The sequence below is a fragment of the Streptomyces sp. NBC_00576 genome (assembly GCF_036345175.1).
Lineage (GTDB): Bacteria > Actinomycetota > Actinomycetes > Streptomycetales > Streptomycetaceae > Streptomyces.
Genome location: NZ_CP107780.1, coordinates 2,350,938 through 2,377,916, shown reverse-complemented (window position 1 = coordinate 2,377,916; position 26,979 = coordinate 2,350,938). Strand labels below are relative to the sequence as shown.

Genomic DNA, 26,979 nt, shown 5'->3' with positions numbered 1-26,979 from the left:
GGCCCGCAGCCCGCAAGCAACAGCAGCCTCTACCCCCTGGGTGGAGCGGTGGACCCCCGAGGAGTAAGTACAGGCGTGGCCACCGGATGGGACCGATGAGGTCCATCCCCACCCCCGGCGATCACCCCGAACAGCGTCCGGGCAACGTCCGCCCCGAACCCGTGCACGTCATGACTCATCGCCGACAGCGTGGGCCGCGTCAACCGGCACAGCTGCGAATCGTCCCAAGCCAGCAACGACACGTCACCCGGCACGCTCAGCCCCATCTCCGCGGCCACGGACAGGCTCGCCACGGCCATGATGTCGTTGTCGTACAGGATCGCCGTGGGCCGGTCCGCCGCCGCGGAGGACAGCAGCGCCCGGGTGGCCCGGGCCCCCGCGTCGCCGGAGTAGTCGGTCGCCACCTGCGACGCTCCGGCCAGTTCCAGACCCCACGCCGCCTCATCGAATGCTGCCGTACGCATGTTCGAATGCCCGAGTGTCGCCGGCCCCCCCACCCGGGCGATCCGCCGATGCCCGAGCGCCGCGAGATACCGCACCGCCTCCGTCACGGCCGTGGCGTCGTCGGTCCACACGGAGGTGAGGCCGCCGGTGAACGACGGATGCCCGACCGCGACCGCGGGCATCCCGAGCCGCTCGACGGCCGGGACCCTGGGATCGTCGGCGCGGAGGTCCACCAGGATCGCCCCGCCGATGAGCCGCCCCTTCCACCAGGACTCCTGGAGCCCGACCTCCTCCTCCAGGGTCCGTACGAGCCTGAGCAGCAGCGAACACGCATGCTCGGTCAGGACGCTCTCCACGCCCGAGATGAAGTCCATGTAGAACGGTTCGAGCCCGAGCAGCCGGGCCGGCCGGCAGATCGCCAGCCCCACCACGTCCACCCGGGACCCGGCCAGCGACCGCGCGGTGAGGTTCGGCTCCCAGCCCAGCTCACGGGCGGCGGCGAAGATCCGGTCCCGGGTCGCCTCGGCGAGCCCCGGCTTGTGGTTGAAGGCGAGGGACACCGCCCCCTTGGACACGCCGGCGCGCGCGGCGACGTCCTTGATGGTGACGCGGGGGGTCGGCAATGCCGTCATCTGGCGGGCTCCACGCAGTACAGGGCCGATCGGGCGGTCTCGGCATCCGGAGTCTCCCAGCCGCGCACCCCGATGGTCACCTGTTCCCCGGGCAACAGGGTCACCAGCCCACGATCGGCCCGCGCTCCCGGGTCCAGCCGGTCGGCCTGCAACAGCAGATCCCGTACGAGGGTGCGAGCCGTGACGGTAACCGCCCCCGGACCGACACTCACGTCGAACTCCGGGCGGGGGTAAGGGATTTCACTGTCCCGAACGGGAAAGTACAGCGCCCGCAGCCCCACCCCGTCGGCTCCCTCTGCTCTCTCTGCCCCCTCTGCCCCCTCGACGTCCGCGACCAGGAACTCCTTCGCCCCCACCGGCACGACGTCCCCCGGCACCCGCACCTCGGCAACCGCCCGTCGCTCCGCCACGAACGGGACCCGCACCGACTCGCCGGCAACGCCCCCGTCCACGGACACCCGCCGCAGCTCCACCGTCCCCGCCCACCGCTCCGCCGTCTGATTGACGACGGCCAACACCACGTCCTCACCCCGCACTTGAAGGCTGAGCAGTCGGTCCGCGTACAGCCGCCGCAGCTCGTGGTAGAGCGGCTTCTCGCGCCCGTCCCCGTCGATCGCCGCCCAGGACGTCACCGGCCAGCAGTCGTTGAGCTGCCACACGATCGTCCCCGCACACACCGGCCAGTGCGCACGCCAGTGCTCGATCCCGGTGGCGACGGCCCGGGCCTGGTTGACCTGGGTGAGGTAGTGCCAGCGGTCGAAGTCCCCTTCCGGCAAGGGGAAATGCCGGGCGAGCCCGCGCTCCAGCTTCCCGTTCCCGTCCTCCGCCTTCTGGTGGTGCAGCATGCCGGAGGAGTCGGCGGCGAGCCGCTCACCCGGCAGCGCGCGCCGCATAGTGGCGTACGCGGCCGGTGCCTGCCACCCGAACTCGGCCACGAAACGCGGGACTTCGAGCCGATAGTCGGCGTAGTCCTCCCGGTTCCACACCTCCCACGAGTGGTGCGTACCGTGCGCCGGATCGTTCGGATGCCGCTCCCAGGACCCGGACCAGGGACTGCCCGCCGTGTACGGCCGTGTGGGATCCAACTCGGCCACCACACGCGGCAGTACGCCCAGGTAATAGCCCTCGCCCCACGACTCCCCGGCGAGGCGCTGCTCCCATGCCCAGTCCCTGAAGCCCCACAGGTTCTCGTTGTTCCCGTTCCACAGCACGAGCGAGGGATGCGGCATCAGCCGTACGACGTTCTCCCGGGCCTCCGCCTCCACCTCACCCCGCAGCGGCTGCTCCTCGGGGTAGGCGGCGCACGCGAAGGGGAAGTCCTGCCAGACAAGGAGCCCCAACTCGTCGCAGGCGTCGTAGAAGTCCTCGCTCTCGTAGATCCCGCCGCCCCACACCCGGACGAGATCCACACCGGCGCCGGCCGCCTGCGTGAGCCGCTCCCGGTACCGCTCCCGGGTGATCCGGGACGGAAACACGTCGTCCGGGATCCAGTTGACGCCCCGCGCGAACAGCCGCTCCCCGTTGACGACCAGGGTGAACCCGGTCCCGTGGGCGTCGGAGGAGGTGTCGAGCCCGACGGTCCGGAATCCGACCCGCCGCCGCCAGCCGTCCAGCAGGACGTCTGCATGACGGAGCGTCAACTCAACGTCGTACAAAGCCTGTTGCCCGTATCCACGCGGCCACCACAGCTCCGCGTCGGGCACTTCGAGCCGTACGACACCGCTGGTCCCGTCGATCTCGCCCCGCGCCAGGACCTCACCGCCACCGGAAAGGCCGCGACCACTCACCCGCGCCTCCAGGGTGAGCCCGGCCTCGACTCTGGTGCGCTCGACGTCGACCGCCAACTCGACGTGTCCCAGCCCGTGTTCGTCCACCGTCACCTCGGGGCGCACCCGGGCGATCCGGGCCGTCGACCAGTGCTCCAGGCGCGCCGGCCGCCAGATCCCGGCGGTGACGAGGGTCGGACCCCAGTCCCAGCCGAAGGAGCAGGCCATCTTCCGGATGTACTGATAGGGCTCGGCATAGGCGCCGGGCCGCTCGCCCAGCCGCTCCCGAACGGCCTCGGCCTCGGCGTACGCGGAAGCGAACCGCACGGACAGCCGCCCAGTCATACCGGTCACATCGAAGCGGTACGAGCGGTGCATGTTCCGTACCCGGCCGAGGAGTTGACCGTCGAGCCGGATCTCGGCGGCGGTGTCGAGCCCGTCGAAGACGAGATCGGTCTGCTCATGAACCTCGTGCCGGCCATGGACCGAAGGGGCCGCGAGCTGTGTCTCGTAGGTCCACTCCCGGCGCCCCACCCACGCGACCTCGGTCTCGTTCCGGCCGATGAAGGGGTCCGGGATCACTCCGGCCGCCAGCAGGTCGGTGTGCACGCACCCGGGGACGGTGGCAGGCAGTTCGCCCCCCTCGCCTCCCTCGTACCGCACGGTCCAGCCCTCGGTGAGTGGTGTGGCCTCCAGCATGCGCACTCCTAAACCGTTCCATTCCCGCAGGGGTCAAGCGCGGAAAACATGGCGGCACCCTTGGCGAAATAGGGACTTTACCGGTTCAGTAAGTGGTGTCAGAGTGCCGAATCAGCCATCCCTGTAGTGCTCGTCCGTCCCGAACGGAGCTGATGCACATGAACCGCCGAACGATTCCCGCACTCCTCACCGCCGGCCTGCTGCTTTCCGCGTGCACAGGAACCGGAGGAACCTCAAAGGGCGCCGATGCCAAGGCTGTTGACGACCCGTCAAAAGTGAGTGGAACCATCAAGGTCCTCACCGTGCGGACCGATCTCGTGCAGGACGGCACGATGAAGAAGTACGCCGACGACTTCCGGAAGACGTATCCGAAGGTGAAGGTCGAGTTCGAGGCGCTCACCAACTACGAGGCCGAAGTCAAGATCCGTATGAACACGGAGAACTACGGCGATGTCCTGCTGATCCCCGCGGTGATCAAGAAGAGCGACTACCCGAAGTTCTTCGCCTCGCTGGGCACCCAGGCGGAGCGCGCCAAGAAGTATCGCTTCACCGACTACACCACCGTCGGGGGCAAGGTCTACGGCCAGAGCCCGATCGGGGTGTCCCCCGGGTTCCTCTACAACAAAAAGGTCTGGCGGGAGGCCGGGATCACCGACTGGCCCACCACACCCGCCGAGTTCATCACCGCCCTGAAGGCGATCAAGTCGAAGACGGACGCGGACCCGTACTACACCAACTTCGCCGCCCAGTGGCCGCTCACGTCATGGACGTCCGTCAACGGCTCGGTCGGCTGCGACACCGGGGCGACGACGAAACTGGTCGAGAGCGACCCCTGGGCCAAGGGCGCCGACCTGCGCGTCGGCGACACCCTGCTCTACGACATCGTGCACGACGGGCTCGCAGAGAAGGACCCGACGACCACCAACTGGGAGGCGTCCAAACCCCGTATGGCGAAGGGTCAGATCGCCACGCAGTGGCTCGGCACCTGGGCGATCATCCAGTTCCAGGACGCGGCCAAGAAGGCCGGCACCGACCCCGCCGACATCGGGTTCATGCCGTTCCCGGCCCAGGTGGACGGCAAGTTCTGCGCGGTGATCGGTCCCGACTACAACCAGGCGGTCAACGTCCACAGCAAGCACAAGGAGGCGGCCCGCGCCTGGATCGACTGGTTCACCGACAAGTCCGGTTACGGGGAGGACAACCTGGCCATCTCTCCGCTCAAGGACGCTCCGCTGCCCACCGTGCTCCAGCCGTACGAGGACGCCGGAGTGAAGTTCATCGAGGTCGACGACAAGGCGGGCGCCCAGCTCAAGCTCATCGACACCGAGTCGGAGGTCGGCCTCTACGCCCCCGACTACCGTCAGGATCTCGTCGACCTGGCCCGCGGCGCCCGCAAGGGCAGCCTCGACGACTTCCTCGGGGACCTCGGCAAGCGCTGGACCGACGCCCAGCAGTCCGTGGGGACGCAGTGACGGACACGACCGAGGCAGGCATGACGGGACGAAGGGCGGCGCGACGAAAGGAACCGCCGCCCGCGCCCCCCACCGGCACCCCCGGACCGCCTCCACCCCCGCCCAGGGCACGCCTGTGGCGGGGCGTGACCCCCTGGCTGTTCCTGATCGCCCCGCTCGCGCTGCTGCTGACCTTCACCTACGCGCCGATCGTCAACATGGTCGCCTACAGCTTCACCGACTGGGACGGCGTCAGCCCCGAACTGCACTACACGGGCACCGAGAACTACACCGAACTCCTCACGCGCCCCGAGCTGTTCGAGGTGTTCTTCGTCAGTGGCTACTACCTGGCCGCCTCCGCGCTCCAGATCGTCGCCGCGCTCTACTTCGCGACGATCCTCAGCTTCAATGTCCGTTTCCGGAGCTTCTTCAAGGGCGTGCTGTTCTTCCCGTACCTGATCAACGGGGTCGCGATCGGCTTCGTGTTCCTCTACTTCTTCCAGGACGGCGGCACCCTCGACTCGGTGCTCAGCCTCTTCGGCGTCCACACGGACCATGCCTGGCTGGGCACACCGGAGTCGGCGAACATCTCGCTCGCCGGCGTCTCGGTGTGGCGCTACATGGGCCTGAACTTCGTTCTGTTCCTGGGCGCGATCCAGTCCATTCCGCGGGAGTTGTACGAGGCCGCGGAACTCGACGGGGCGAACCGCTGGCACCAGTTCCGGTACATCATCGCGCCGGGCATCAAACCGGTGCTGAGCCTGACCGTGATCCTGTCGATCTCGGGATCCCTGTCGGTCTTCGAGATCCCGTACATCATGACCGGCGGGGCGACCGGCACCGAGACGTTCGTGATCCAGACGGTGAAGCTGGCGTTCCAGTTCAACAAGACGGGGCTCGCCTCGGCGGCGGCCGTCGTACTGCTGCTGATCGTGCTGGCCGCGACCTGGGTGCAGCGGCGGCTCGTTCCGGACGACAGGGTGGACCTCGTATGACGCGCCGAGCGGTTGCCCGTACGTTCGTGTACCTGTCCCTGGTCCTCGCGGCGGTGATCGTCCTGCTGCCGCTGGGCGTGATCGTCCTGACCTCGCTCAAGACCGAGCAGGAGATGGCGGACGACAGCGGGGCGCTCTCGCTGCCGGGCGACCTCCTGAACTTCCACAACTACGTGACCGCGTTCCAGGACGGCGAGATGCTGGCCGCGTTCGCCAACACGGCCTTCATCCTGCTGTTCGCCGTCGCGGGAACCGTCCTCATCGGCTCGATGACGGCGTACGCGATCGACCGCTTCACCTTCCGCTTCCGGAAGCTGGTGATCGCCCTGTTCCTGGTGGCGACCCTGGTCCCCGGCGTCACGACGCAGGTGGCGACGTTCCAGATCGTCAACAGCTTCGGCATGTTCGACACCCTCTGGGCGCCCATCGCGCTCTACATGGGCACGGACATCGTGTCGATCTACATCTTCCTGCAGTTCGTCCGGTCGATCCCGATCTCCCTGGACGAGTCGGCACGCCTCGACGGAGCCAACGCCTTCACGATCTACCGGAAGATCATCTTCCCGTTGCTCAAACCGGCGATCGCGACGGTGGTGATAGTGAAGGGGATCACCGTCTACAACGACTTCTACATCCCCTTCCTCTACATGCCCTCCGAAGATCTTGGCGTGATTTCGACGTCCCTTTTCCGCTTCAAGGGCCCCTTCGCGGCCCACTGGGAGACGATCTCGGCAGGCGCGGTCCTGGTCATCCTGCCGACACTGATCGCTTTCCTGTCCCTACAGCGCTTCATCTACAACGGCTTCATGAAGGGAGCGACGAGGTGAGGGGCTTGTCTCCCTACGGCACCTCGGCGGAAAGCGCCTCCACCAAAACCGGCGTCACCTGCTCCACCTGCCAGCCCCTCGCCCCGTACCCCGCAAGCGCCGCAGCCACGGACTCGGAGTCGACAGGAGTGGGCGGCTCCCAGCAAACCCTTCTCACCGTGTCCGGGGTGATCAGATTCTCCTGAGGCATGTTCAGCTGCTCGGCCAGGGCGGAAACCCCGGCCCGCGCAGCCGACAACCGCGCCGCGGCCACCGGATCCTTGTCCGCCCAGGCCCGCGGCGGCGGCGGCCCGACCACAGGCTGCCCCGGCTGGGGCAACTGCGCGTCGGTGAGTGTCTTCACGTGATCCACCGCCGCCTGCCACTGCTCCAGCTGCCGCCGCCCCATCCGATGCCCGAACCCGGTCAGCGCGGCCAGCGCCTGGACGTTGGCCGGCACGGCGAGCGCGGCCTCGACGATGGCCGCGTCGGACAGCACCTTGCCCGGCGAGACGTCCCGGCGCTGCGCGATCCGGTCCCGGGTCTCCCACAGTTCCCGTACGACGGCGAGCTGTCGACGTCGACGCACCTTGTGCATGCCGGACGTCCGACGCCAGGGGTCCTTGCGGGGCTCCGGCGGCGGCGCCGACGCGATCGCGGCGAACTCCTCGCGGGCCCACTCCAGCTTGCCCTGCCGGTCCAGCTCCTTCTCCAGCGCGTCCCTCAGGTCGACCAGGAGTTCGACGTCAAGCGCCGCGTACCGCAGCCAGGGCTCCGGCAGGGGCCGGGTCGACCAGTCGACCGCGGAGTGGCCCTTCTCGAGTACGAAGCCCAGGACGCCCTCGACCATCGCGCCCAGGCCGACCCGGGGGAACCCGGCCAGCCGTCCGGCGAGTTCGGTGTCGAACAGGTGGGCGGGGATCATACCTATCTCGCGGAGACAGGGCAGGTCCTGCGTGGCGGCGTGCAGTACCCATTCCACGCCGTCGAGCGCCTCGCCGAGGCCCGACAGATCGGGGCAGGCAACGGGGTCGATGAGCGCGGTGCCGGCGCCCTCGCGGCGCAGCTGCACCAGATAGGCACGCTGTCCGTAGCGATAACCCGACGCGCGTTCGGCGTCGACGGCGACGGGGCCGCTGCCGGCGGCGAACGCGGCGATCACCTCGGCGAGCGAGTTCTCGTCGGTGACGACGGGCGGAATTCCGTCACGGGGTTCGAGGAGAGGGATCGGCGCCTGAGCCTCAGAAGATCCGTTGTCGTCCGGAGGGGCGCCTCCGGTGGTTCGCAGTGAGCTGTCTGCTGCGGTCTCTTGGGCTTCGGTCACCTGTCAAGGGTATCTGTGTATGGACGGCGCCCGCCGACGGAACGTTCCGTCGACGGGCGCCTTGGGGTCGTAAACCGGTCACGTGTCACACGTGTCAGTGAATTCTGTCGGTCATCTCGGTCAGGAATGGTGGCGAAGCGGTCGTCAGGAGCCGGTCGCCGATGGTCGTTCGTCAGTGATCAGGATCGTGATCGGGAATCAGTGATCGGGATCAACGCCGGTGTCAGGTCAGTGGATGATTCCGGTCCGCAGGGCGACCGCCACCATCCCGGCGCGGTCGCCCGTGCCGAGCTTGCGGGCGATACGGGCGAGGTGGCTCTTGACGGTCAGCGCGGACAGGCCCATCGAGACGCCGATCGCCTTGTTCGACTGGCCCTCGGCGACCAGTCGCAGGACCTCGACCTCGCGGCCGGACAGTTCGCGGTAGCCGCCCGGGTGGCTCGGGGCACCCGGGGGGCGGCGGTGCATACGGGCGCCGGCGCCGATGGGCGCGGCGCCAGGTCGGCTGGGAAGCCCGACGTTGTTGCGGGTGCCGGTGACGACGTAACCCTTCACACCGCCCGCGAGGGCGTTGCGTACGGCTCCGATGTCGTCGGCGGCGGACAGGGCCAGGCCGTTGGGCCAGCCCGCGGCACGGGTCTCGGACAGCAGGGTGAGCCCGCTGCCGTCGGGCAGGTGGACGTCGGCGACGCAGATGTCGCGGGGGTTGCCGATGCGGGGACGAGCCTCCGCGATGGACGAGGCCTCGATCACATCGCGCACACCGAGCGCCCACAGATGGCGGGTGACGGTGGAGCGGACGCGGGGGTCGGCCACGACCACCATGGCGGTCGGCTTGTTCGGGCGGTAGGCGACCAGGCTTGCGGGCTGCTCAAGAAGAACGGACACCAGGCCTCCTGGAGTGCGGGACGGATCCGGCTCTGGGGGTGAATCCGGATCGACCGTGCTTTCAAGGTCACAGAGGTCTTCGGCATCAAACCTGTGCTCCTTTAGAGAAAGATCACGATCTGGTGAGTAACAATCTGTGCAATTCGGACACGCGATCGATCATCCGAAGATCGAACGGTTTCGCTCTACGTCGATACGCGGCCGAAAGTGGCCGTATCGACAAAGAGCTACTAAAGACGGCGTGCCGATACCGGGAGAAGGAGGACGCATGGAGGGGGGGCGCAAAGGAACGGCCTTGCGGTCCCCGTGCAGGGACCGCAAGGCCGTTCAGTGGGTTGAGCGGAGTTGCCGGGTGGGTCAGCGGGTCTGGGGCCCCCGCCGCTGCGGCAGCGACACCACCGACGCGTCCCCGGGGCCGGCCGGCGGCAGGCCCGCGATCTGGGCGAGCAGGTCGCACCAGGAGGCGAGGTGGGACGCGGTGTCCGGGACGCCGCCGAGGCTCTCGCGGGGTGTCCAGGAGGCGCGGATCTCGATCTGGGAGGCGGCCGGCCGCTCCGACATGCCGCCGAAGTAGTGCGAACTCGCGCGCGTGACCGTGCCGCTGGCCTCGCCGTACGACAGGCCGCGCGCCTGGAGTGCCCCCGTCAGCCAGGACCAGCACACGTCCGGCAGCAGCGGGTCCGCGGCCATCTCCGGCTCCAGCTCGGCGCGCACCAACGTCACCAGCCGGAAGGAGCCCTGCCAGGCGTCGTGCCCGGCCGGGTCGTGCAGCAGGACGAGCCGGCCGTCGGCCAGGTCCTCCTCGCCGTCGACGACCGCCGCCTCCAGGGCGTACGCGAACGGCGCCAGGCGCTGGGGCGCCCGCGTCGGCTCGATCTCGATCTGCGGCCTCAGCCGCGCGGACCGCAACGCCTCGACAGCAGCCCGGAAGGGCAACGGAGCCGTTTCCGCATCCCGGTCCCCCTCCTTCGCGTCGTCCATTCCGCCAGCGCCGTCCGACAGTCGTCCCTGAGCCGCAGCCATGCGGGGAAGATTAAGGGGAACGGAGCCTCCGCGCGGGGAGGGACACCCGTGGGACGGACCACAGTCCGGTAAGAGCCGTCAGCAGGGCTGTTCGCGGGACTGTCGGTGGGGCGTGCGAGACTTTGGGTCGTGAGCGCGAACCAGAGCCCCGCGGGCCAGCAGCCGACAGCGACGTCCGCCGCCGTGAAGAACGACGCCGTGCAGGATTCCGCCTTCCTGAAGGCGTGCAGACGCGAGCCGGTGCCGCACACGCCCGTGTGGTTCATGCGGCAGGCCGGGCGTTCCCTGCCCGAGTACCGCAAGGTCCGCGAGGGCATCCCCATGCTGGAGTCCTGCACCCGGCCCGAGCTGGTCACCGAGATCACGCTCCAGCCGGTGCGCCGGCACAACGTGGACGCGGCGATCTACTTCAGCGACATCGTCGTCCCGCTCAAGGCCATCGGTGTCGACCTCGACATCAAGCCCGGCGTCGGCCCGGTCGTCGAGAAGCCGATCCGCACCCGCGCGGACCTCGCCCAGCTCCGCGACCTCACCCCCGAGGACGTCCCGTACGTCACCGAGGCCATCGGCCTGCTCACCCGCGAACTGGGTGCCACCCCGCTCATCGGCTTCGCCGGAGCGCCCTTCACCCTCGCGAGCTACCTCGTCGAGGGCGGCCCGTCCAGGACGTACGAGAACGCCAAGGCGATCATGTACGGCGACCCGCAGCTGTGGGCCGACCTCCTCGACCGTCTCGCCGACATCACGGCAACCTTCCTCAAGGTCCAGATCGAGGCGGGTGCCAGCGCCGTCCAGCTGTTCGACTCCTGGGCAGGAGCCCTCGCCCCGGACGACTACCGCCGCTCGGTGCTCCCGGCCTCCGAGAAGGTCTTCAAGGCCGTCGAGGGGTACGGCGTGCCGCGCATCCACTTCGGCGTCGGCACCGGCGAACTGCTCGCCCCCATGAGCGAGGCCGGCGTGGATGTCATGGGCGTCGACTGGCGCGTCCCGCTCGACGAGGCGGCCCGTCGGGTCGGCCCCGGCAAGGCACTCCAGGGCAACCTCGACCCGACGGTCCTGTTCGCCTCCACGGAGGCCGTCGAGGCGAAGACCCGCGAGGTCCTCGACTCCGCGAAGGGCCTTGAGGGCCACATCTTCAACCTCGGCCACGGCGTCATGCCGAACACGCCCCCGGACGCCCTGACCCGCCTCGTGGAGTACGTCCACACGAACACCGCCCGCTGAGCCGCGGGCCGGCGCCCGTCACCACGTATGCCGTGCCTGCCTGCCCCACAGCAGGCGGCCCGGCTCGGGCGGCGACGGGGTCCCGGCCCTGAGCGGCCAGGCGAGCAGCATGCCCGCGAGAAAGCCGACGACATGGGCGGCGTACGCCACGGTGCCGGCCTCGGAGATGCCCTCGCCGGACGAGTACACCGCCTGCAGGACGAACCAGAAGCCCAGCACCAGCCAGGCCGGCAGCCGCAGCGGCAGGAAGACCAGGAAGGGCACCAGGACCCAGACCCTGGCCTTCGGGAACAGCACCAGATAGGCGCCCAGGACACCGGCGATCGCCCCGGAGGCGCCGATCAGGGGGTCGCCCGAGTCCGCGTTGAGCAGCGCGAAACCGTACGACGCCGCGTAGCCGCAGATGACGTAGAAGAGCGCGTACCGCACATGTCCGAGGCGGTCCTCGATGTTGTTGCCGAAGATCAGCAGGAACAGCATGTTGCCCAGCAGGTGCAGCCAGCCGCCGTGCAGGAACATCGCCGTGAACACGGAGAGCGCGGGCGACTTGTCGTAGCCCGGCGGGCCGATCACACAGCCCGGCCCTTCTCTGCCGATCCCGACGTCGCCCGTCGGCACCAGGCGTGGCAGCTGGTGGTGGATCAGCTCCTGGGGCACGGCGGCGTACTGGTCCAGGAAGGCCTGGAGATGGCACAACTGTGCAAGGCCGCTCTCGCCTGTCACCGAACCCGCTGTGCCGGGCATGGCGAGGAACACGAGGACGTTGGCGGCGATCAGCGCGTACGTGACCCAAGGGGTCCGGCTTGCCGGGTTCACGTCATGGACGGGGATGACCACAAGGAAGTAGTGCCCCCGATGCGTCCCGCGAATCGGTGAACGCGGCTGTGCGTGTGTCCGTATCTGTCCTCAACGTCCGCGACACGACGAAGGCGCGTCGCGGGGACGACGTGAGGAACAGGCGATGAACGACCGAGTTACTCCTCCGATGCAGTCGGTGCAGGCTCTGCCGAACGGAGAGGCCGAACTCGCGCTGGTGGTCCACCTGCCCTGGGAGGACGTGGCCAGGCTCGGCCAGGAGGCGGGGCGGCTGGCCACGCAGATGCAGCGGCCGGTGTCGCTCGACGAGGCGGTGAGTCATCGGTTGCGGTCCAGTGGACTTGGCGCCCACGCGAAGCCGGCACAGGCTCAGCAGGCGCCGTCGGTTTCGGCCTCGGCGTCTGTGTCCGCGTTGCCTTCTCGGCCGCCGGGGGAGCAGGCTCGGCAGGCTATTGATCGGATCAACGGGACGGCGTAGCGCCATAGGGGTGCGGCGGTTGGTTGCCGGGTGCCGCCCTGCGCCCCTGGGCGGGTGAGCTGCTCCCCTGTCAAGAAGTGCCCTTGCGTACCGCTGTGGTTGCTTTCCTTGCCGCTACCAGTACCGGGTCCCAGACGGGGGAGAACGGTGGGGCGTAGCCCAGGTCCAGGGCTGTCATCTGTTGGACTGTCATGCCTGCTGTGAGGGCTACTGCCGCGATGTCCACCCGTTTCGCCGCGCCCTCGCGGCCGACGATCTGGACGCCCAGGAGGCGGCCTGTGTGGTGTTCGGCGAGCATTTTGACCGTCATCAGGGCTGCGCCGGGGTAGTAGCCCGCGCGGCTCGTCGACTCGATGGTGACCGATTCGAAGCGGAGGCCCGCCCGGTGTGCGTCTTTCTCGCGCAGGCCGGTGCGGGCGATCTCCAGGTCGCACACCTTGCTCACGGCGGTGCCGACGACGCCGGGGAAGGTGGCGTAGCCGCCGCCGACGTTCGCGCCGATGACCTGGCCGTGCTTGTTGGCGTGCGTGCCCAGAGCGATGTGCCGTTCCTGGCCGGAGACCAGGTCCAGGACCTCCACACAGTCGCCGCCCGCCCAGATGTTCTCGTGCCCGCGCACCCGCATCGCCAGGTCGGTGAGGACGCCGCCGTGGGCACCCACGGGGAGTCCCGCCGCTCGTGCGAGCGTCGTCTCGGGACGGACGCCGATGCCGAGCACGACCACGTCCGCCGGGTACTCGGCGTCCTCCGTGGCGACCGCGCGCACCCGGCCGTCGTCGCCGGTGAGCAGCTTGGTGACCTCGGCGTCGTTCACCATGGTGATCCCCAGGCCCTCCATCGCCTCGTGCACCAGGCGGCCCATGTCCGGGTCGAGCGTGGGCATCGGTTCCTTGCCGCGGTTGACGACCGTCACCTCGTAGCCGCGCTTGATGAGGGCCTCCGCCATCTCCACGCCGACGTAGCCCGCGCCGACCACGACCGCGCGGCGGCCCCTGGTGGCGGCCAGGGTGTCCAGGAGCGCCTGGCCGTCGTCCAGGGTCTGTACGCCGTGGATCCCGGGGGCGTCGACGCCCGGCAGGGAGGGGCGGACAGGACGGGCGCCCGTGGCGATCACCAGTTTGTCGTACGAGGTCCATGACTCGGCGCCCGTTTCGAGGTCCCGGGCGCGTACCCGGCCGCCAGGGACGTCGATCTCCATGACCTCCGTACGCATGCGCAGGTCGATGTCGCGGTCCCGGTGCTCCTCGGCCGAGCGGGTGATCAGCTGGTCCCGGTCCGGGACGTCGCCGCTCACCCAGTAAGGGATGCCGCACGCCGAGTAGGAGGTGAAGTGGCCGCGTTCGAACGCCACGATCTCCAGTTCGCCGGGGCCCTTCAGCCGCCGTGCCTGCGACGCGGCGGACATGCCCGCCGCGTCGCCGCCGATCACCACCAGCCGCTCGGTCCCACGCTTCGTGTCGCTCGTACGGCCATCGCTCATGCTCATACGAACACGCTACGGGGACCGGGCATTTCAATCCTGGCCAGTCCCGGTCAACCCTGATCAGTCCTGGTCCGGGCCGTTCGACTGCGCCGGGGGTGTCGTCGGCAGGGTCGTCGTCGGTGCCGGTCCCGTGGCCGTAGCCGGGGCGGGGTTCCGACGGCGGGCGAGACGCAGCCAGGCGAACACCAGCAGGGCCGCCACCGCCGCGAACGGCAGTACCGCGGCGAGGGCCACGACGATCCAGCGCAGCATCGTCACGAACGCGCTCCAGCCGCCCGCGAGGGCGTCCAGGAAGCCCGGGTCGTCGTCCTCGGCGGACTCCTCGGCCGGGTTCTCGGACAGTGAGACGTTGATCGTGGCCAGGGAGGTGCGGTCCTTCAGGGAGGCCTGGCGGGCGAGCAGCGACTCCAGATCGGCCTGACGGCGGCTCAACTCGCCCTCCAGAGTGACCACATCGGCGAGTTTGGTGGCCTTGTCCATCAGCTCACGGATGCGGTTCACACTGGCGCGCTGGGTGGTGAGGCGGCTCTCCACGTCGACGACCTGCTCGGTGACGTCCTGCGCCTTTGCCTCACGGTGCAGGAGCTTGCCGGTGCCTTCCAGGTCTTTGAGGACCTGCTCGTACTCGCCGACGGGCACCCGCAGAACGACGTCGGTGTTCTCGTTGCCCTCCTCCTCGTCCAGGGTCGTGGTCTCGCTGCCGACGAAACCGCCCGCGTTCTCCGCGGTGGTGCGAACCTTGGCCAGGGCCTTGGGTACGTCCTTGACCTGTACGGAGACGGATACCGTGCGGATGATGTGCGGGCCGGTGGCCGCCTGGGGTGCCGTACTGGCCTGGGCGCCGCTGCCCTTGCCGCCCCCCGGCTTGCTGTCGGTCCTGGCCTCGTCCGCGTAAGCGCCGGCGCCACCCTTTGCGGCGGAGTCGGAGTCGCCGCTGGAGTCGTCGGCGCCGGCGCCGGCGCCGCAGCCGGCGAGGGCGAGGGACGCGGCGAGGAGGATGCCCGCCAGGACCTGAACGGGTCGGGTACGGCTTGTGCGCAGGGTGTTCATCTTGCGGATCCCCCCGAGGGTTGTCGTTGGACCGTCTTGGACTGTCCTGGACCGTCGTGTTGCACGACTGACGCTCCTTCGACGCCCGAAGGGGCCCGGACGTTGGCCGGTTAGGGTCCCGATGAGGTCACGGTCGGGACTCGCGCCGGACACCTTGGGCGGACGTGCGCCGACGGGAGTGTCAGAGGGGTCTGAGAAGGTGGTGGCATGAGCGCAGTGGAGGCCCGTGCGGGTGCCGGGCATGTCATCGTCATCGGGGGCGGGATCGCGGGTCTGGCCGCCGCCCACCGACTGCTGGACCGGGGCGCCAGAGTCACGGTCCTGGAAGCGTCCGACCGCCTCGGCGGCAAGCTCCTGCCCGGCGAGATCGCGGGCGCGCGGGTCGACCTCGGTGCCGAGTCGATGCTCGCGCGCAGACCCGAAGCCGTCGCGCTGGCCCGTGAGGTCGGCCTCGACGACCGCCTTCAGCCGCCCGCCACCTCGACGGCCTCGATCTGGACCCGGGGCGCCCTGCGCCCCTTTCCCAAGGGGCACGTCATGGGCGTCCCCGGCAGTGCCTCGGCGCTGGCAGGCGTCCTCTCGGACGAGGGGCTGGCCAGGATCGGGCTCGATGCCGACCTGCCGCGCACGGAGGTCGGGGACGATGTGGCGGTGGGGGAGTTCGTCGCCGCGCGCCTCGGCCGCGAGGTCGTCGACCGGCTGGTCGAGCCGCTGCTGGGCGGGGTGTACGCGGGCGACGCGTACCGCATCTCGATGCGCTCGGCCGTACCCCAGCTCTTCGAGGTGGCCAAGAAACACGCGTCCCTGACAGAAGGGGTGCGCGGCATCCAAGCGCGGATGGCAGCCGCTCCGCAGCAGGGCGGGTCGGTCTTCATGGGCATCCAGGGGGGCGTTGGCCAACTGCCGCTCGCCGTCGCGGAGTCGGTGCGCGCGCGAGGCGGCGAGATCATCACCGGGGCGCCCGTGACCGAGCTGCGCCGGGCGGCAGGCACATCGACGGCATGGCGGGTCGTCGCGGGGGAACGGGTGCTCGACGCCGACGGGGTGGTCGTCGCCGTTCCGACCCCGGTGGCCGCCGGACTGCTGCGCGCCGAGGCACCGGCCGCCGCGGCCGAACTCGCGGGCGTGGAGTACGCGTCGATGGCCCTGATCACCCTGGCCTACCGCCGCGCCGACGTCAGCCTCCCCGAGGGCAGCGGCTTCCTGGTGCCGCCCGTCGACGGACGGACCATCAAGGCGTCGACGTTCGCCTCCCAGAAGTGGGGCTGGATCGCCGAGGAGAACCCGGACCTGCTGGTCCTGCGGACCTCCGTGGGGCGGTACGCCGAAACGGAGATCCTCCAGCGCCCCGACGCCGACCTGGTCGAGGTCTCACGCCACGACCTCAAGGAGGCGACCGGACTGACGGCGGCCCCCGTCGAGACCCGCGTCACCCGCTGGGACGACGGCCTGCCCCAGTACCCCGTCGGCCACCACGCGCGCGTGGACCGTATCCGCGAGCACATCGCCAAGCTCCCGGGCCTCGCCGTGTGCGGCGCAGCGTACGACGGAGTCGGCATCCCGGCCTGCATCGCGAGTGCGTACGCGGCGGTGGACGCCCTGGAACCGCTTCAGCGGCCTGAGGCCAACCCGGTGCGAAGCGCGACCGACGGAGCGGGAGAATAGGCACATGAGTGACGACGCCCCCACCACCGACGCGGCCCGCATCCCGAACAAGGGCAAGCTGGCCAAGGACCTCAACGAGGTCATCCGCTACACCCTGTGGTCCGTCTTCAAGCTGAAGGACATCCTGCCCGAGGACCGCACGGGCTACGCCGACGAGGTCCAGGAGCTCTTCGACCAGCTCGCCGCTAAGGACGTCACCGTCCGCGGCACGTACGACGTGTCGGGTCTGCGCGCCGACGCCGACCTGATGATCTGGTGGCACGCGGAAACCGCCGACCAGCTCCAGGAGGCGTACAACCTCTTCCGCCGCACGAAGCTGGGCCGCGCCCTTGAGCCGGTGTGGTCGAACATGGCGCTGCACCGCCCCGCCGAGTTCAACCGCTCGCACATCCCCGCGTTCCTGGCCGACGAGACGCCCCGGAACTACATCAGTGTCTACCCGTTCGTGCGCTCGTACGACTGGTACCTGCTGCCCGACGAGGACCGCCGCCGGATGCTCGCCGACCACGGCAAGATGGCCCGCGGATTCCCGGACGTGCGCGCCAACACGGTCGCCTCGTTCTCCCTCGGCGACTACGAGTGGCTGCTGGCCTTCGAGGCCGACGAGCTGTACCGCATCGTCGACCTCATGCGCCACCTGCGCGCCTCCGAGGCCCGCATGCACGTCCGCGAAGAGGTCCCGTTCTACACGGGGCGCCGTAAGGACATCGGCGAGTTGGTCGCCGGTCTCGCCTGACGGTTACCCCCTGCCTCAGGAGGCCTGGGCGGCCTTTTCCTTCCGGGATCGGTCGGCCCCGGCCGCAGGCCGCGGCTCCGGATGCGGGGCGCACTCCGCACTCCGTCCCGGCAGGCGGCCGTCCAGCAGATACGCGTCCAGGTGGCCGTTGACGCACCGGTTCGGGCCGCCGGCGATGCCGTGCGTGCCCGCGCCGCGCTCGGTCACCAGGGCCGAGCCGGGCAGCCGGCGTCGCAGTTCGAGCGCGCCCGCGTACGGCGTCGCCGCGTCCCGCTCGGCCGCGAGGATCAGCACCGGCGGCAGGTCGCCGGGCCCGGTCCGCACGTCGAGGGGTGTCTGGCGGGGCGCCGGCCAGTAGGCGCACGGCAGGTTCATCCACACGTTGTCCCAGGTCTCGAACGGCGCCGTGCGCGCGAGCCGCGTGTTGTCCTGGTCCCAGACCCGCCAACTCGTCGGCCAGGGCGCGTCGTTGCACTCGACGGCCGTGTAGACCGCGTTGCCGTTCTCCGCCTCGACGGCCGCCTCCGTCACCGGCGCCGCCTGGTCGATCAGCGGCTTCGGATCACCCTTGAGGTAGGCGGACAGGGCGTGGGCGCGGTGCGGCCAGTAGTCGTCGTAGTACCCGGCCTGCAGGAACGCGCCCTGCAACTGCCCGGGCCCCACCTTCCCTCCGGCCGGCTCGGCGGCGAGTCGTGCCGCCGCCTTCTGGTAGCTCCGCTGCACCGCCTCCGGCGTGGCGCCCAGCCCGTACACGTCGTCGTGCCGGGCGACCCACGCCCGGAAGTCCGCCCAGCGGCTTTCGAACGCGGCCGACTGGTCGAGGTTGTTGCGGTACCAGATCCCGCCCGGGTCCGGGTTCACCGCCGAGTCGAACACCATCCGCCGTACGTGCGAGGGGAACAGGGTCGCGTACAGCGCCCCGAAGTAGGTGCCGTAGGAGGCGCCCATGAAGGTCAGCCGGTCCTCGCCGAGTGCGGCGCGCAGGACGTCCAGGTCACGGGCGTTGTTGAGGGAGTGGTAGTGGCGCAGCGCGTCGCCCGAGCGCTCGGCGCACCCGCGCGCGTACGCCTTGGCCTCGGCGACGCGCTCCATCTTGTACGACTCCGAGGGGTGCACCGGGGCCTGCGTGGGTCCCTTGAAGAAGTGCTTCGGGTCCTTGCAGGACAGCGGCGCCGACCGGCCCACGCCGCGCGGGGCGTATCCGATCAGGTCGTACGCCCCCGCGATGCGCTTCCACTCCGGGATGACGCCGATCATCGGGAAGAACATGCCGGAGGCGCCGGGGCCGCCCGGGTTGTAGACGAGGGCGCCCTGGCGTTCCACCTTGTGCTCGGGGTCGCGCGGGTTCTTGCCGGTCGCCTCGGCCTTGCTGACGGTGAGCTTGATCTGCTTGCCGTCGGGGTGCGCGTAGTCGAGCGGCACGGTGACGGTGCCACAGCGCAGACTGTCCGGCAGTTCCTCGTCCGCCGCGCACTTTCCGAAGCGGATACCGGCCGCCTCGGCGCGCGCGGCGGCCAGCACGGAACCCCGGAACTCGGCCGAGCCGGGGCCTCCTGGGAGGCCGGACAGGCCCGGGGCGCTGTCCGCCGGGGCGGCGGCCAGGGTGGTCAGCAGCAAGGACCCGGCAGCCGAGTAGAGGGCGGCAGCTCGCATCGCGTATCCCTTCGGTGGCAACAGAAGGGATGTTTCGGGCGGCGACCGGAGAAGGCAAGCACCGGCCGCCCGGTGTCGCCGCGAGCACTCCTATGCGCCCCCGCACACTCCCGGGGCGCCGGGGCAGCGCGGAAGTCGGCAACCGGGACCTAGGACTCGCGGTGCGCGAAGGCCGCGCGAAGGTCGGGCTCGTCGACCGCGCGAACGCCGAGTACGGCGACGGAGGTGAGGTACGTCCGTTCGTCGCCGGCGCTGTGGGGGCCGGTGGTCCGGGTCCGCCGGGTCAGGGTGGTGAGGAGGCGTTGCCCGGCCGGTGACGCCCAGCGCGAGTAGGGGTGGACCTCGATCCGGGCGATGGCGAGGCAGCTCAGGGTGAGGACGAGGGGGAGCGCGAACCAGAGGGCGACCAGGTCGCGCGGCACGGTGCCGCGCCCCGGCACCAGCAGCGCCACCGCGCCCAGCGCGAGGACTGCCAGCGCGGCGGTCTGCACCTGGCGGACCGCGAACGCGATCCCGCGCCGGGCGCCTTCGGGTACGGCCAGGCCCGCCGCGACGAGCCGGTCCGCGAGCCCCCGTACGGCCTCTGTGCCGGCCGCGGCCGTCCGTACCGGAGCGATGCGCGACTGGCCCTCCGGCCCGATGGCGCCTATCACCGACCGTTCCATCTCGTCGCGCCCGCTGGGGTCCACGACGGTCGCCCAGCCGGTGTGGGCAAGCAGCAGACGTCGCTGGCGGGCCATCGACACCAGGGTCAGATCGGCGACCCGCGCCGGTCCGCCGGACAGGAACGCGGCCTCGTACAGCGTCAGGTCGCGCCCGCGTCCGCCGGGGCCCGCGTCCGGATCGGCGGCAGCCGCGTGTACGGCGGCCAGACACAGCCGGGTGCACGCCGTACCGGCGGCGATCCAGGCCAGCAGCAGGAGGAAGGACCAGAACATGCCGTTGTTCTATGCGAAGGGTGCCAGGAACGCCATGGGCTTTCAGGATATGGACGAGGTATGGCCGGTACGTGCCGTATGGGCGGTGGCCGGATCAGGCTGCTTCGGACGGCTCCGCGGGCTCGGTGGGCTCGGTGCGCTTCGCAGCGGCCGATGGCGGGCTGGTCGCGGGCGGCGGCAGCGGATAGGTCGTGACCGGCGAGGGCGTCACCGGCACGGCCGACGCGGGGGCGGGCGTCGGGCCGGGTGGGGCCGGGGAGTTGGTGAGCGGCGGGGTGCTCGCGGCGGCCATGTCGCTCGCGAGGGCGTCGAAGTCGACGTACCCCGTGGCCTCCAGGACCTGGATGTGGTCGAGCACGGTCGTGTTCGCGTCGTCGGCGAGGGTGCGGACCAGGGAGTTGCGGGTGCTCGCACGGACCTGCGCGACGACGGAGAATACCTTGCCGTGCGCCATGCGCAGCAGGTTGGCGAACTCACGGTCGAAGTCCTCGCCCTGGGCCGCGTCCATCGTGCTGAGCCACTCGCGCTGCTGCTCACTCGGCTGGTTGGGCAGCTCGAACCGGAGCCGCGAGGCGACGTCCCGGACCCGTTCGTCGAGGAACGTGTGCCCTGCGATCAGATGCCGGCCCGCGATCCGTACGGCCTCGGTGGTGCCGCGTTCCTGGGCCTGCTGGCCGGCGGGCAGTTCCCACAGCCCGGCCAGCCGGACCTTGGTGAGGAACTCGCGGTCGAGCGCCGACAACGGACCGAACTGTGTCGACACGGTCTGCGCGTTGAGCACGTCCACACCGGTTCCGGAACGGTCCGTGTACGACCAGACAGGAAAAATCAGTGCTACGAGGGTCGCCGCCAGCCCCGCGACGATGAGCCCGGTGCCGCCGAGACCGGAACGTTGGATGGATCGCATGGTGCCTTGCCTCCTGTTGCGGCACCGCACGCTAATGCGCTTCGGGCACGGAGTTGGCATCGTACTGCGGGTCCTACGCCAACTGCGGTATGGGAGGAGGTGACCGCGGGGGAGGGGGCGGGCGCCGGATGAGGGAGCGCGACCCCTGTGCATACCTCACGAAACGCCGACAAAGGCGACGGCGAAGTGCGCTGTATTGGGTGGCACTGTTAACCCCCGCACAGTTTGCGCGGGTTGAGGCGGAGGTGCCCCGTCCGGTGGGGCAGGTGGGGCGGAGTACGCGGGGGGAGTGACGTTCGTCGCTCGGTGCCCCGGCGCGTCAGCGGCGCAGGAGCACGCGGCGGGTGGCCCGGGCCAGCCGGGCCGTGGGGTGCTGGGAGCGCGGGGCCGGGCCCGAGCGGTCCAGCCACCACTCGCGCAGCCGCCGCAGGCGCTCTGTGTCCTCGGGGGTCTCGGGGGACTTGGGTTGCCCGCCGAGCAGCAGATGCGCGGCGAAGTCCAGCGCGTCGTGCCGGTAGCCGTCGGACATGGGGTGCCCGTGCGCGTACGCGAGGAAGGCGGGCCGGTATTCCGCCCCGAGGATCTCGGGCAGCTCCGGCGCGACCTTCGCCACGACCTCGGCCCGCTTCGCCCCGAGCGCCCGTGACTGCACCGCGAGCCGCGCCCGGTCGAATCCCTCCGGCGCGGGCGTCCCCGCGACGAGCGCGGAGAGCAGCGCGGCCTGCGCGAGGGCGACGCGCTGACGGGCGGACGCGGACGCGGAGGTGTCGGGCGGGTCGACCGCGTCGCCGATGGTGGGCGCTTCGCCCGGCTCCGGAGTCGCGGCCCGCGCCAACGCACCCCGGATCGCGCCCAACTCCCGCTCCAGCTCGCCCGCCTCGGGGAAGTTGTCGTCCCTTTCCAGCAGAACGCCGGGCGGGGTGACCCGGGAGGCGAGGTCCGTGAGGATGTGGAGAACGGCGTCCGGGACCGGGTGGGCGTGGCTGTCGTGCCAGACGCCGTCCCGCTCGAAGCCGCCCGCGACATGGACGTACGCGATGGCCTCGACGGGCAGCTCGGCGAGGGCCTTCGCCGGATCCTCGCCCCGGTTGACGTGGTTCGTGTGCAGGTTGGCGACATCGACGAGGAGACGTACGCCGGTCCGGTCCGCCAGTTCGTACAGGAACTGGCCCTCGGTCAGCTCATCGCCCGGCCAGGCGATGAGCGCGGCGATGTTCTCGACGGCGAGCGGCACCGGCAGCGACGCCTGCGCGATGCGGACGTTCTCGCACAGCACGTCGAGCGCGTCCCGGGTGCGGGGCACCGGCAGCAGGTGTCCGGCCTCCAGCAGCGGCGACGCGGTCAGTGGACCGCCTGCCCGGACGAACGCGATGTGCTCGGTGACCAGGGGCGAGTCCAGCGCCTCGGCCCGCTCGGCGAGCGCGGTGAGCCGGTCCTCGGCGGGCCGGTCCGCGCCGCCCAGGCCCAGGGAGACACCGTGCGGGACCACGGTCACCCCGCGCTCGCGCAGCCGCAGCAGCGACTCGGGGAGATGCCCCGGGCAGAGGTTCTCGGCCACGGCCTCGACCCAGTCGATGCCCGGCATGGCCTCCACGGCGTCCGCGATCTCCGGCCGCCACCCGATGCCCGTACCCAGTCGCCCCGGTCGCTGCTGTCGCTGTTGTTGCTGCTGCATCGTGTTCTCGCCTTCTCCGACCTTCTCGGTCCACGGAGTGATGGCCCGTGTCCCCGGAGCCGAACCCCTCCAGGGACACCTTCAGAGCAACATTTGAGCTTTCGACCGCCTACTGGGTCGGAACAACGCTGTTGGGGTCCTTCGCCGCCGGCCGGTTGGTGTTGACCACGCCCGGTGTCGTCGGTGACGGCTTCGACTTCCCCGGGGTGTTGCCGGTCGGCTCCACCGCGGGTGCGTTGGGCGGCACCACTCCGGCGGAGGGCGGCGGCGGACCGGTTGGACTGGCGCTCGGCCCGGCGGCGGCCTCGGCGATTTCCTCGAAGTCGACCTGGCCGGTCTTCTCCAGAATCGTGATGTGGTCGAGCACGGTCTGGTTGGCGTCCGAGGCCAGCTGACGCACCAGCGTGTTGCGGGTTTGGTTCCGTACCGTCGCGATGGCCGGGAAGATCTTGCCGTGCGCGTTCCGCAGGAGGTTCGCCCAGACCTTGTCGTAGTCCGAGGCCGAGGCATCCGTCATCTGCTTCAGGAAGCCCTGCTGCTGTGCGTTCGGCTGGTTGGGCAGGGGGACGTTGAGCTGGGCGGAGATGGTCCGCACCCGCATGTCGAGGTCGTTGTGACCCACGATCAGGTGGTTCGCCGCTTCCTTGACGGCGGCGCTGCTGGACCGCTGCATCGCCTGCTGACCCGCGGGCAGCTCCCACAGCCCGGCCAGGCGCACGCGCACGATCAGGTCGCGGTCGACGGCGGTCAGCGGCCCCCACTGGGTGTTCACCGTCTCTCCGGTGACCGCGGCCGCCTTCGCGGCGTCGTCGCGGTGGGGGTACGAGTAGATGACGGGGTATGCGAGCGCGCCGATCGTGCCTGCGATTGCCAGGCCGACGAGGATCGAGCCGTTCATGCGGGGCAAAGAAGCCTCCCGGGGGAAACCAACTGGTCGTTGGGGACTGTCACTTGGCCAGTGAGGGAGATACGTGAGGCGTATCGGGATGGTCGGATGGGCGGGCCGGGGCCAGGGCCTTGGCCCGCGTTGCCGACACGTGTCAGATCGTGCCGTTGGCGATGGAGTCGAAGTCGACCACGCCGGTCTTCTCCAGCATCGTGATGTGGTCGAGCACGGTCTGGTTGGTGTCCGTCGCCAGCTGACGCACCAGTGTGTTGCGGGTGTTGTTCCGCACCGTCCCGATGGCCGGGAAGATCTTGCCGTGCGCGGAGCGCAGGAGGTTCGCCCAGGTCCGGTCGAAGGATTCCCCCTGAGCCGCGTCCATCTGCGCCAGGAAGCCCTGCTGCTGTGCGTTCGGCTCGTTGGGAATCGCCACACCGAGCTGGGACGCGACGGTCCGTACCCGCTGGTCGAGGTCGGCGTGGCCCACCAGCAGGTGGTCCGCCGCGTCCTTGACCGTGGCGCTGCTGGAGCGTGCCATCGCCTTCTCCGCCGCGGGCAGCTCCCACAGCCCGGCCAGCCGGACGCGCACGATCAGGTCGCGGTCGGAGGCGGTCAGCGGACCCCACTGTGTGTTCACCGTGCCGGAGGCCACGTTGGCCACCCCGGTGCCGGAGCGGTCGGCATACGACCACACAGGGAACGAGAGTGCGGCAATGGTGGTCGTCAGGGCCGCGATGACGAGGGCCGAGTGGTTGAAGCGCGGCAAAGGAGCCTCCCGGGGAAACCAACTGGTCGTTGGGCAGGTGTTGCATGGCCAGCGACAGAAGGTACGCGCGGGAACCCGATGATGTTCAACGAAGATGTTTGAACCCTGTGCGGCCCAGGGGACGATGGTCGGCGACCACCGTCGCCGAACCGGGCGCGATCTCCGTGAAACCGGCATCACGGACCAAAGGGAGCCCGCCGGAGGTGAGTTCACGCCAGCGGTCCGGCTCCGCCGTGCGGACGGCGAGCGGGAAGCCCGCGTCGCGCCAGAGCGCGCGAGCCTCGTCCGACAGCTCCCACCACGCCAGCTGGGCGCCGTGTCCCGTCTGGGCCATCGCCTTGCCCGCCGACATGTCCAGCTCAGGGTTCAGCCAGAGGACGGGCACCGCAGGGTCGGGGTCGAGCGGCGGCTCCGGGTCGTCCAGGTCGGTGCCGGAGACCTGGAGCCGGGCCAGGTCCTTGGGCCAGCCGTCCAGCGGAACGGGTGGGAAGACCCGCACCTCGGCCGACTTGCCGGTGACCGTGATGCCGGGCAGCGCCTCGGCCCGCCGCCACTCGGCGCCCCGTGCCCGCCGCACGACCTTGCGGATCCGGGCGTCCTGCCAGTCCCGCATGACCTGCGCCCACTCACCCTCACTGGCCGACCGCTCGTCCCCGAGGATCACGAGAACGGCCCGGGCGGCGGTCTCCAACGCGTCCGTACGAGCGGGCGGTTCGGCCTTCTCGATCCGGGCGACGAGGGGGAGGACGAACTGAGGGGCCTCATCACGTGAGGAAGGCTCGGAGCGGAAAGGGCTGTCGCCGGGAACGGCCGGGTCATTGGTCACGTCCTTCAGTTTGCCAGGCGGAAGATCGGTTCCTCTGGGGAGAGGGCGGGGGCGTATGGGACACGAACTTCGACTGGACGGCGTGGGCCGCCGCTACGGCATACGCGGCCCCTGGGTCCTACGCGGCGTCGACCTGACTCTCACCCCCGGCACCCTCACCCGCATCGAGGGTGCCAACGGCACAGGCAAGTCCACGCTCCTGCGCGTGCTCGCCGGCATCGACGCCCCCACGGAGGGCACCCGCACCGGCCGCCCACGCACCGCATACGTCCCCGAACGCTTCCCAACGGTGCTGCCTTTCACCGCGCACGGCTACCTCACCCATCTCGGCGCCGTGCACGGACTGTCCCGTACGGCCGCCGCCCGCGCCGCCGACGAGTGGCTGGAGCGCTTCGGCGCCGCCGCATACGCCCGCACGCCCATGGCGCAGCTGTCGAAGGGCAGCAGCCAGAAGGTCGCGGTCGCGCAGGCCCTGCTCGCCGACCCGGAGCTGCTCGTCCTCGACGAGGCGTGGACGGGCCTCGACACCGCCGCCCGGGGCGAGTTGGAGCGGGTCGTCGCCGAACGGACCGCGTCCGGCGCCTCGGTGGTGTTCGTCGACCACGACCCAGGCCGCCTGGCGGGGGCGCCCGACGCGACGTACATCGTGACCGAGGGCAGCCTCAACCGCCGTACGGCACAAGCCGGTTCACCAAAACCCTCCGGCCCGCACCTGGTCGTCGAGGCCCAGGGGCCGCCGGGCGCTCAGCCCCCGGCCGAGGCGTTGAAGTGGACGACGTCGAGCGCGGAGGCCGTGCCGTCGGGCGGCCACCGGCTCACCGTCCCCCGGACCCACTCGGACGTCGTGCTCCGCGCCCTGCTCACGGCCCGTCCGCCCTGGCACGTGGTGAGCGTCGGACCAGCGGCGACGGGAACCCCCGGCACGACGGGAACGTCCGCCGACACCGCCGCACACGCACCCCTCGCCACCGACGAAAGCCGCCGATGACCCACCTCCTGCGCTACCAGGCAGCCCTGCTCGTGCGTTCGCAGCGCTGGCTGCCGCCGTTCATCCTGTACGCGGTGTTCCTGGGCGTCGGGGTGCAGGGCGGGCAGCCGGTGCTCGACTCGCTCGGGTACGCCGCGGCGGCCGTACTGCCGGTGGCCGCCTGGCTGGTGCGGATCTGCGCGGGCAACGAGCCGCCCGCCGCCCGCGCCGCCGTGGCCGCGGCCGCCGGCCCCGGACGGGCGCACCTCGCCTGTCTCCTGGTGGCACTGTCCGCCGCGGCGGCCCTCGGCACGACCGCGACCGTCGTGGTGACCCTGATCAGCGACCCGGCGAGCGCCGACCACCAGATCCGGGTGGAGCCGCTTCCGGCAGGGGCCGCCGGACTGCTCGCCGCCCTGGCGTGCGCCCTGCTCGGCACGGCCGTCGGCGCGCTCACGACGTGGCCGCTGCTGCGCTCGCCCGGCCGGGCGGTGCCCGCGATGATGCTCGGCGCGCTGCTGGCGATGGTGGGGACGGGGTCCCCGGCGAAGTCGGCGATCACGTCCCTGGTGACCGGCTCGCGCTCGGGCACCGTCCCGGTGCCCCTGCTGCCGCTGGTTGCGGCAGCCCTGCTCACGGTGGCGGCGACCGCCGTGGCCTGCGCGCTCACCTCACGCCGCTCACCCTGAACACGCGGTGCGCTGCGCCTCCTGCCATTCACACACCGGGCAGAGGGTGATGCCCTTCTGCGACTCCGGGTACTCGGTCGGCTTCCGGCACAGCACACACTCCGCGTACGGCGGCCCGTCGCCTCCGTCCTCGTGCGCCTCGCGCTCGGGGCGCTCGTCGTGCTTTTCGCTCATGACACCAGCGTAGGCCGGTCG

General features: G+C 70.6%; 25 protein-coding genes. 9 read left to right on the top strand and 16 right to left on the bottom strand.

Annotated elements, in window-relative coordinates; all coding sequences use genetic code 11:
• Positions 1 to 29: 29 nt before the first annotated feature.
• Both OG734_RS10070 and OG734_RS10065 read right to left on the bottom strand, forming a co-directional pair.
• On the bottom strand, positions 30 to 1,076 hold the full coding sequence (locus OG734_RS10070) for a LacI family DNA-binding transcriptional regulator (RefSeq protein ID WP_330287145.1): 1,047 nt from the start codon (positions 1,074 to 1,076) through the stop codon (positions 30 to 32).
• Positions 1,073 to 3,541 (bottom strand): glycoside hydrolase family 2 protein, encoded by a 2,469-nt coding sequence (locus tag OG734_RS10065; RefSeq protein ID WP_330287144.1) that lies wholly within the window; start codon positions 3,539 to 3,541, stop codon positions 1,073 to 1,075. Before OG734_RS10065 ends, OG734_RS10070 begins: the two co-directional genes overlap by 4 nt.
• A 158-nt stretch (positions 3,542 to 3,699) precedes the next feature.
• Here OG734_RS10065 and OG734_RS10060 point away from each other — a divergent pair, with 158 nt between their 5' ends.
• Genes OG734_RS10060 through OG734_RS10050 form a run of 3 tightly spaced genes read left to right on the top strand, consistent with a single transcriptional unit; the run spans position 3,700 to position 6,814 of the window.
• The gene (locus tag OG734_RS10060) at positions 3,700 to 5,013 is read left to right on the top strand and encodes an extracellular solute-binding protein (RefSeq protein ID WP_330287143.1); all 1,314 of its coding nucleotides are present in this window, start codon (positions 3,700 to 3,702) and stop codon (positions 5,011 to 5,013) included.
• Between the two features lie 20 nt (positions 5,014 to 5,033).
• Positions 5,034 to 5,987, top strand: a complete 954-nt coding sequence (locus tag OG734_RS10055) for a carbohydrate ABC transporter permease (protein WP_330287142.1) — start codon at positions 5,034 to 5,036, stop codon at positions 5,985 to 5,987.
• Entirely contained in the window at positions 5,984 to 6,814 is an 831-nt protein-coding gene (locus tag OG734_RS10050; RefSeq protein WP_330287141.1) for a carbohydrate ABC transporter permease, read from the top strand. Before OG734_RS10055 ends, OG734_RS10050 begins: the two co-directional genes overlap by 4 nt.
• Before the next feature lie 13 nt (positions 6,815 to 6,827).
• On the opposite strand, the gene OG734_RS10045 is transcribed toward OG734_RS10050, so the two are convergent.
• From OG734_RS10045 to OG734_RS10035, 3 genes are all read right to left on the bottom strand, one after another.
• A complete protein-coding gene (locus tag OG734_RS10045; protein WP_330287140.1) occupies positions 6,828 to 8,117 on the bottom strand; it encodes a ribonuclease D in 1,290 nt (429 codons plus the stop codon).
• A gap of 228 nt (positions 8,118 to 8,345) precedes the next feature.
• A complete protein-coding gene (locus OG734_RS10040) occupies positions 8,346 to 9,005 on the bottom strand; it encodes a helix-turn-helix transcriptional regulator (protein ID WP_235474254.1) in 660 nt (219 codons plus the stop codon).
• A 357-nt stretch (positions 9,006 to 9,362) separates the two neighbouring features.
• Positions 9,363 to 9,986 carry a DUF3000 domain-containing protein gene (locus OG734_RS10035; protein WP_330293621.1) on the bottom strand — a complete coding sequence of 208 codons (624 nt, stop codon included), beginning with the start codon at positions 9,984 to 9,986 and terminating at the stop codon, positions 9,363 to 9,365.
• A gap of 171 nt (positions 9,987 to 10,157) precedes the next feature.
• On the opposite strand from OG734_RS10035, the gene hemE reads away from it, so the two are divergent.
• Complete coding sequence (gene hemE, locus OG734_RS10030) at positions 10,158 to 11,252, top strand: uroporphyrinogen decarboxylase (protein ID WP_330287139.1); 1,095 nt, start codon at positions 10,158 to 10,160, stop codon at positions 11,250 to 11,252.
• An 18-nt stretch (positions 11,253 to 11,270) separates the two neighbouring features.
• Here the strand turns inward: hemE and OG734_RS10025 are convergent, their stop codons facing one another.
• On the bottom strand, positions 11,271 to 12,089 hold the full coding sequence (locus OG734_RS10025; protein WP_330287138.1) for a rhomboid family intramembrane serine protease: 819 nt from the start codon (positions 12,087 to 12,089) through the stop codon (positions 11,271 to 11,273).
• A 124-nt stretch (positions 12,090 to 12,213) separates the two neighbouring features.
• On the opposite strand from OG734_RS10025, the gene OG734_RS10020 reads away from it, so the two are divergent.
• Positions 12,214 to 12,546 carry a hypothetical protein gene (locus tag OG734_RS10020; protein ID WP_319200062.1) on the top strand — a complete coding sequence of 111 codons (333 nt, stop codon included), beginning with the start codon at positions 12,214 to 12,216 and terminating at the stop codon, positions 12,544 to 12,546.
• Between the two features lie 70 nt (positions 12,547 to 12,616).
• Here the strand turns inward: OG734_RS10020 and OG734_RS10015 are convergent, their stop codons facing one another.
• Positions 12,617 to 14,032: an FAD-dependent oxidoreductase gene (locus tag OG734_RS10015; protein ID WP_330287137.1), complete on the bottom strand. Its 1,416-nt coding sequence runs from the start codon at positions 14,030 to 14,032 to the stop codon at positions 12,617 to 12,619.
• A 57-nt stretch (positions 14,033 to 14,089) separates the two neighbouring features.
• Positions 14,090 to 15,079, bottom strand: a complete 990-nt coding sequence (locus tag OG734_RS10010) for a DUF4349 domain-containing protein (RefSeq protein ID WP_330287136.1) — start codon at positions 15,077 to 15,079, stop codon at positions 14,090 to 14,092.
• A gap of 207 nt (positions 15,080 to 15,286) precedes the next feature.
• Between OG734_RS10010 and hemG the strand changes: the two genes are divergently transcribed.
• A complete protein-coding gene (gene hemG, locus OG734_RS10005; protein WP_330287135.1) occupies positions 15,287 to 16,744 on the top strand; it encodes a protoporphyrinogen oxidase in 1,458 nt (485 codons plus the stop codon).
• A 4-nt stretch (positions 16,745 to 16,748) separates the two neighbouring features.
• A complete protein-coding gene (gene hemQ / locus OG734_RS10000) occupies positions 16,749 to 17,480 on the top strand; it encodes a hydrogen peroxide-dependent heme synthase (protein ID WP_330287134.1) in 732 nt (243 codons plus the stop codon).
• Positions 17,481 to 17,495: 15 nt separating this feature from the next.
• Here the strand turns inward: hemQ and OG734_RS09995 are convergent, their stop codons facing one another.
• The 7 genes from OG734_RS09995 to OG734_RS09965 all read right to left on the bottom strand — a co-directional run bounded on the left by OG734_RS09995 (position 17,496) and on the right by OG734_RS09965 (position 25,128).
• The gene (locus OG734_RS09995; RefSeq protein ID WP_330287133.1) at positions 17,496 to 19,133 is read right to left on the bottom strand and encodes an alpha/beta hydrolase; all 1,638 of its coding nucleotides are present in this window, start codon (positions 19,131 to 19,133) and stop codon (positions 17,496 to 17,498) included.
• A 149-nt stretch (positions 19,134 to 19,282) separates the two neighbouring features.
• The gene (locus OG734_RS09990) at positions 19,283 to 20,071 is read right to left on the bottom strand and encodes a TIGR04222 domain-containing membrane protein (protein WP_330287132.1); all 789 of its coding nucleotides are present in this window, start codon (positions 20,069 to 20,071) and stop codon (positions 19,283 to 19,285) included.
• A gap of 94 nt (positions 20,072 to 20,165) precedes the next feature.
• Entirely contained in the window at positions 20,166 to 20,978 is an 813-nt protein-coding gene (locus OG734_RS09985) for a DUF4142 domain-containing protein (RefSeq protein WP_330287131.1), read from the bottom strand.
• 319 nt (positions 20,979 to 21,297) lie between these two features.
• A complete protein-coding gene (locus OG734_RS09980) occupies positions 21,298 to 22,653 on the bottom strand; it encodes a DUF692 domain-containing protein (protein WP_330287130.1) in 1,356 nt (451 codons plus the stop codon).
• Between the two features lie 109 nt (positions 22,654 to 22,762).
• Positions 22,763 to 23,560, bottom strand: a complete 798-nt coding sequence (locus OG734_RS09975; RefSeq protein ID WP_330287129.1) for a DUF4142 domain-containing protein — start codon at positions 23,558 to 23,560, stop codon at positions 22,763 to 22,765.
• Positions 23,561 to 23,693: 133 nt separating this feature from the next.
• Positions 23,694 to 24,302, bottom strand: coding sequence for a DUF4142 domain-containing protein (locus OG734_RS09970; protein WP_330287128.1), 609 nt, complete (start codon positions 24,300 to 24,302; stop codon positions 23,694 to 23,696).
• 85 nt (positions 24,303 to 24,387) lie between these two features.
• On the bottom strand, positions 24,388 to 25,128 hold the full coding sequence (locus tag OG734_RS09965) for an aminoacyl-tRNA hydrolase (protein ID WP_330287127.1): 741 nt from the start codon (positions 25,126 to 25,128) through the stop codon (positions 24,388 to 24,390).
• Between the two features lie 55 nt (positions 25,129 to 25,183).
• On the opposite strand from OG734_RS09965, the gene OG734_RS09960 reads away from it, so the two are divergent.
• Positions 25,184 to 26,116, top strand: coding sequence for an ABC transporter ATP-binding protein (locus OG734_RS09960; protein WP_330287126.1), 933 nt, complete (start codon positions 25,184 to 25,186; stop codon positions 26,114 to 26,116).
• Entirely contained in the window at positions 26,113 to 26,784 is a 672-nt protein-coding gene (locus tag OG734_RS09955) for an ABC transporter (RefSeq protein ID WP_330287125.1), read from the top strand. The genes OG734_RS09960 and OG734_RS09955 overlap by 4 nt, the downstream gene beginning before the upstream one ends.
• Here the strand turns inward: OG734_RS09955 and OG734_RS09950 are convergent.
• Complete coding sequence (locus OG734_RS09950; protein ID WP_330287124.1) at positions 26,776 to 26,958, bottom strand: hypothetical protein; 183 nt, start codon at positions 26,956 to 26,958, stop codon at positions 26,776 to 26,778. The genes OG734_RS09955 and OG734_RS09950 overlap by 9 nt on opposite strands.
• Positions 26,959 to 26,979: the final 21 nt, after the last annotated feature.

Excerpts from the sequence above, each read along its gene's own strand:
- hemG (WP_330287135.1), top strand. The coding sequence starts at position 15,287 with ATGAGCGCAGTGGAGGCCCGTGCGGGTGCCGGGCATGTCATCGTCATC.
- OG734_RS10070 (WP_330287145.1), bottom strand. The coding sequence starts at position 1,076 with ATGACGGCATTGCCGACCCCCCGCGTCACCATCAAGGACGTCGCCGCG.
- OG734_RS10035 (WP_330293621.1), bottom strand. The coding sequence starts at position 9,986 with ATGGACGACGCGAAGGAGGGGGACCGGGATGCGGAAACGGCTCCGTTG.
- OG734_RS09990 (WP_330287132.1), bottom strand. The coding sequence starts at position 20,071 with ATGTTCTGGTCCTTCCTCCTGCTGCTGGCCTGGATCGCCGCCGGTACG.
- OG734_RS09980 (WP_330287130.1), bottom strand. The coding sequence starts at position 22,653 with ATGCAGCAGCAACAACAGCGACAGCAGCGACCGGGGCGACTGGGTACG.
- OG734_RS09950 (WP_330287124.1), bottom strand. The coding sequence starts at position 26,958 with ATGAGCGAAAAGCACGACGAGCGCCCCGAGCGCGAGGCGCACGAGGAC.
- OG734_RS09955 (WP_330287125.1), top strand. The coding sequence starts at position 26,113 with ATGACCCACCTCCTGCGCTACCAGGCAGCCCTGCTCGTGCGTTCGCAG.
- OG734_RS10010 (WP_330287136.1), bottom strand. The coding sequence starts at position 15,079 with ATGAACACCCTGCGCACAAGCCGTACCCGACCCGTTCAGGTCCTGGCG.
- OG734_RS10065 (WP_330287144.1), bottom strand. The coding sequence starts at position 3,541 with ATGCTGGAGGCCACACCACTCACCGAGGGCTGGACCGTGCGGTACGAG.
- hemQ (WP_330287134.1), top strand. The coding sequence starts at position 16,749 with ATGAGTGACGACGCCCCCACCACCGACGCGGCCCGCATCCCGAACAAG.
- OG734_RS09995 (WP_330287133.1), bottom strand. The coding sequence starts at position 19,133 with ATGCGAGCTGCCGCCCTCTACTCGGCTGCCGGGTCCTTGCTGCTGACC.
- OG734_RS10060 (WP_330287143.1), top strand. The coding sequence starts at position 3,700 with ATGAACCGCCGAACGATTCCCGCACTCCTCACCGCCGGCCTGCTGCTT.
- OG734_RS10050 (WP_330287141.1), top strand. The coding sequence starts at position 5,984 with ATGACGCGCCGAGCGGTTGCCCGTACGTTCGTGTACCTGTCCCTGGTC.
- OG734_RS09960 (WP_330287126.1), top strand. The coding sequence starts at position 25,184 with ATGGGACACGAACTTCGACTGGACGGCGTGGGCCGCCGCTACGGCATA.
- OG734_RS10020 (WP_319200062.1), top strand. The coding sequence starts at position 12,214 with ATGAACGACCGAGTTACTCCTCCGATGCAGTCGGTGCAGGCTCTGCCG.
- OG734_RS10015 (WP_330287137.1), bottom strand. The coding sequence starts at position 14,032 with ATGAGCATGAGCGATGGCCGTACGAGCGACACGAAGCGTGGGACCGAG.
- OG734_RS09985 (WP_330287131.1), bottom strand. The coding sequence starts at position 20,978 with ATGCGATCCATCCAACGTTCCGGTCTCGGCGGCACCGGGCTCATCGTC.
- OG734_RS10055 (WP_330287142.1), top strand. The coding sequence starts at position 5,034 with ATGACGGGACGAAGGGCGGCGCGACGAAAGGAACCGCCGCCCGCGCCC.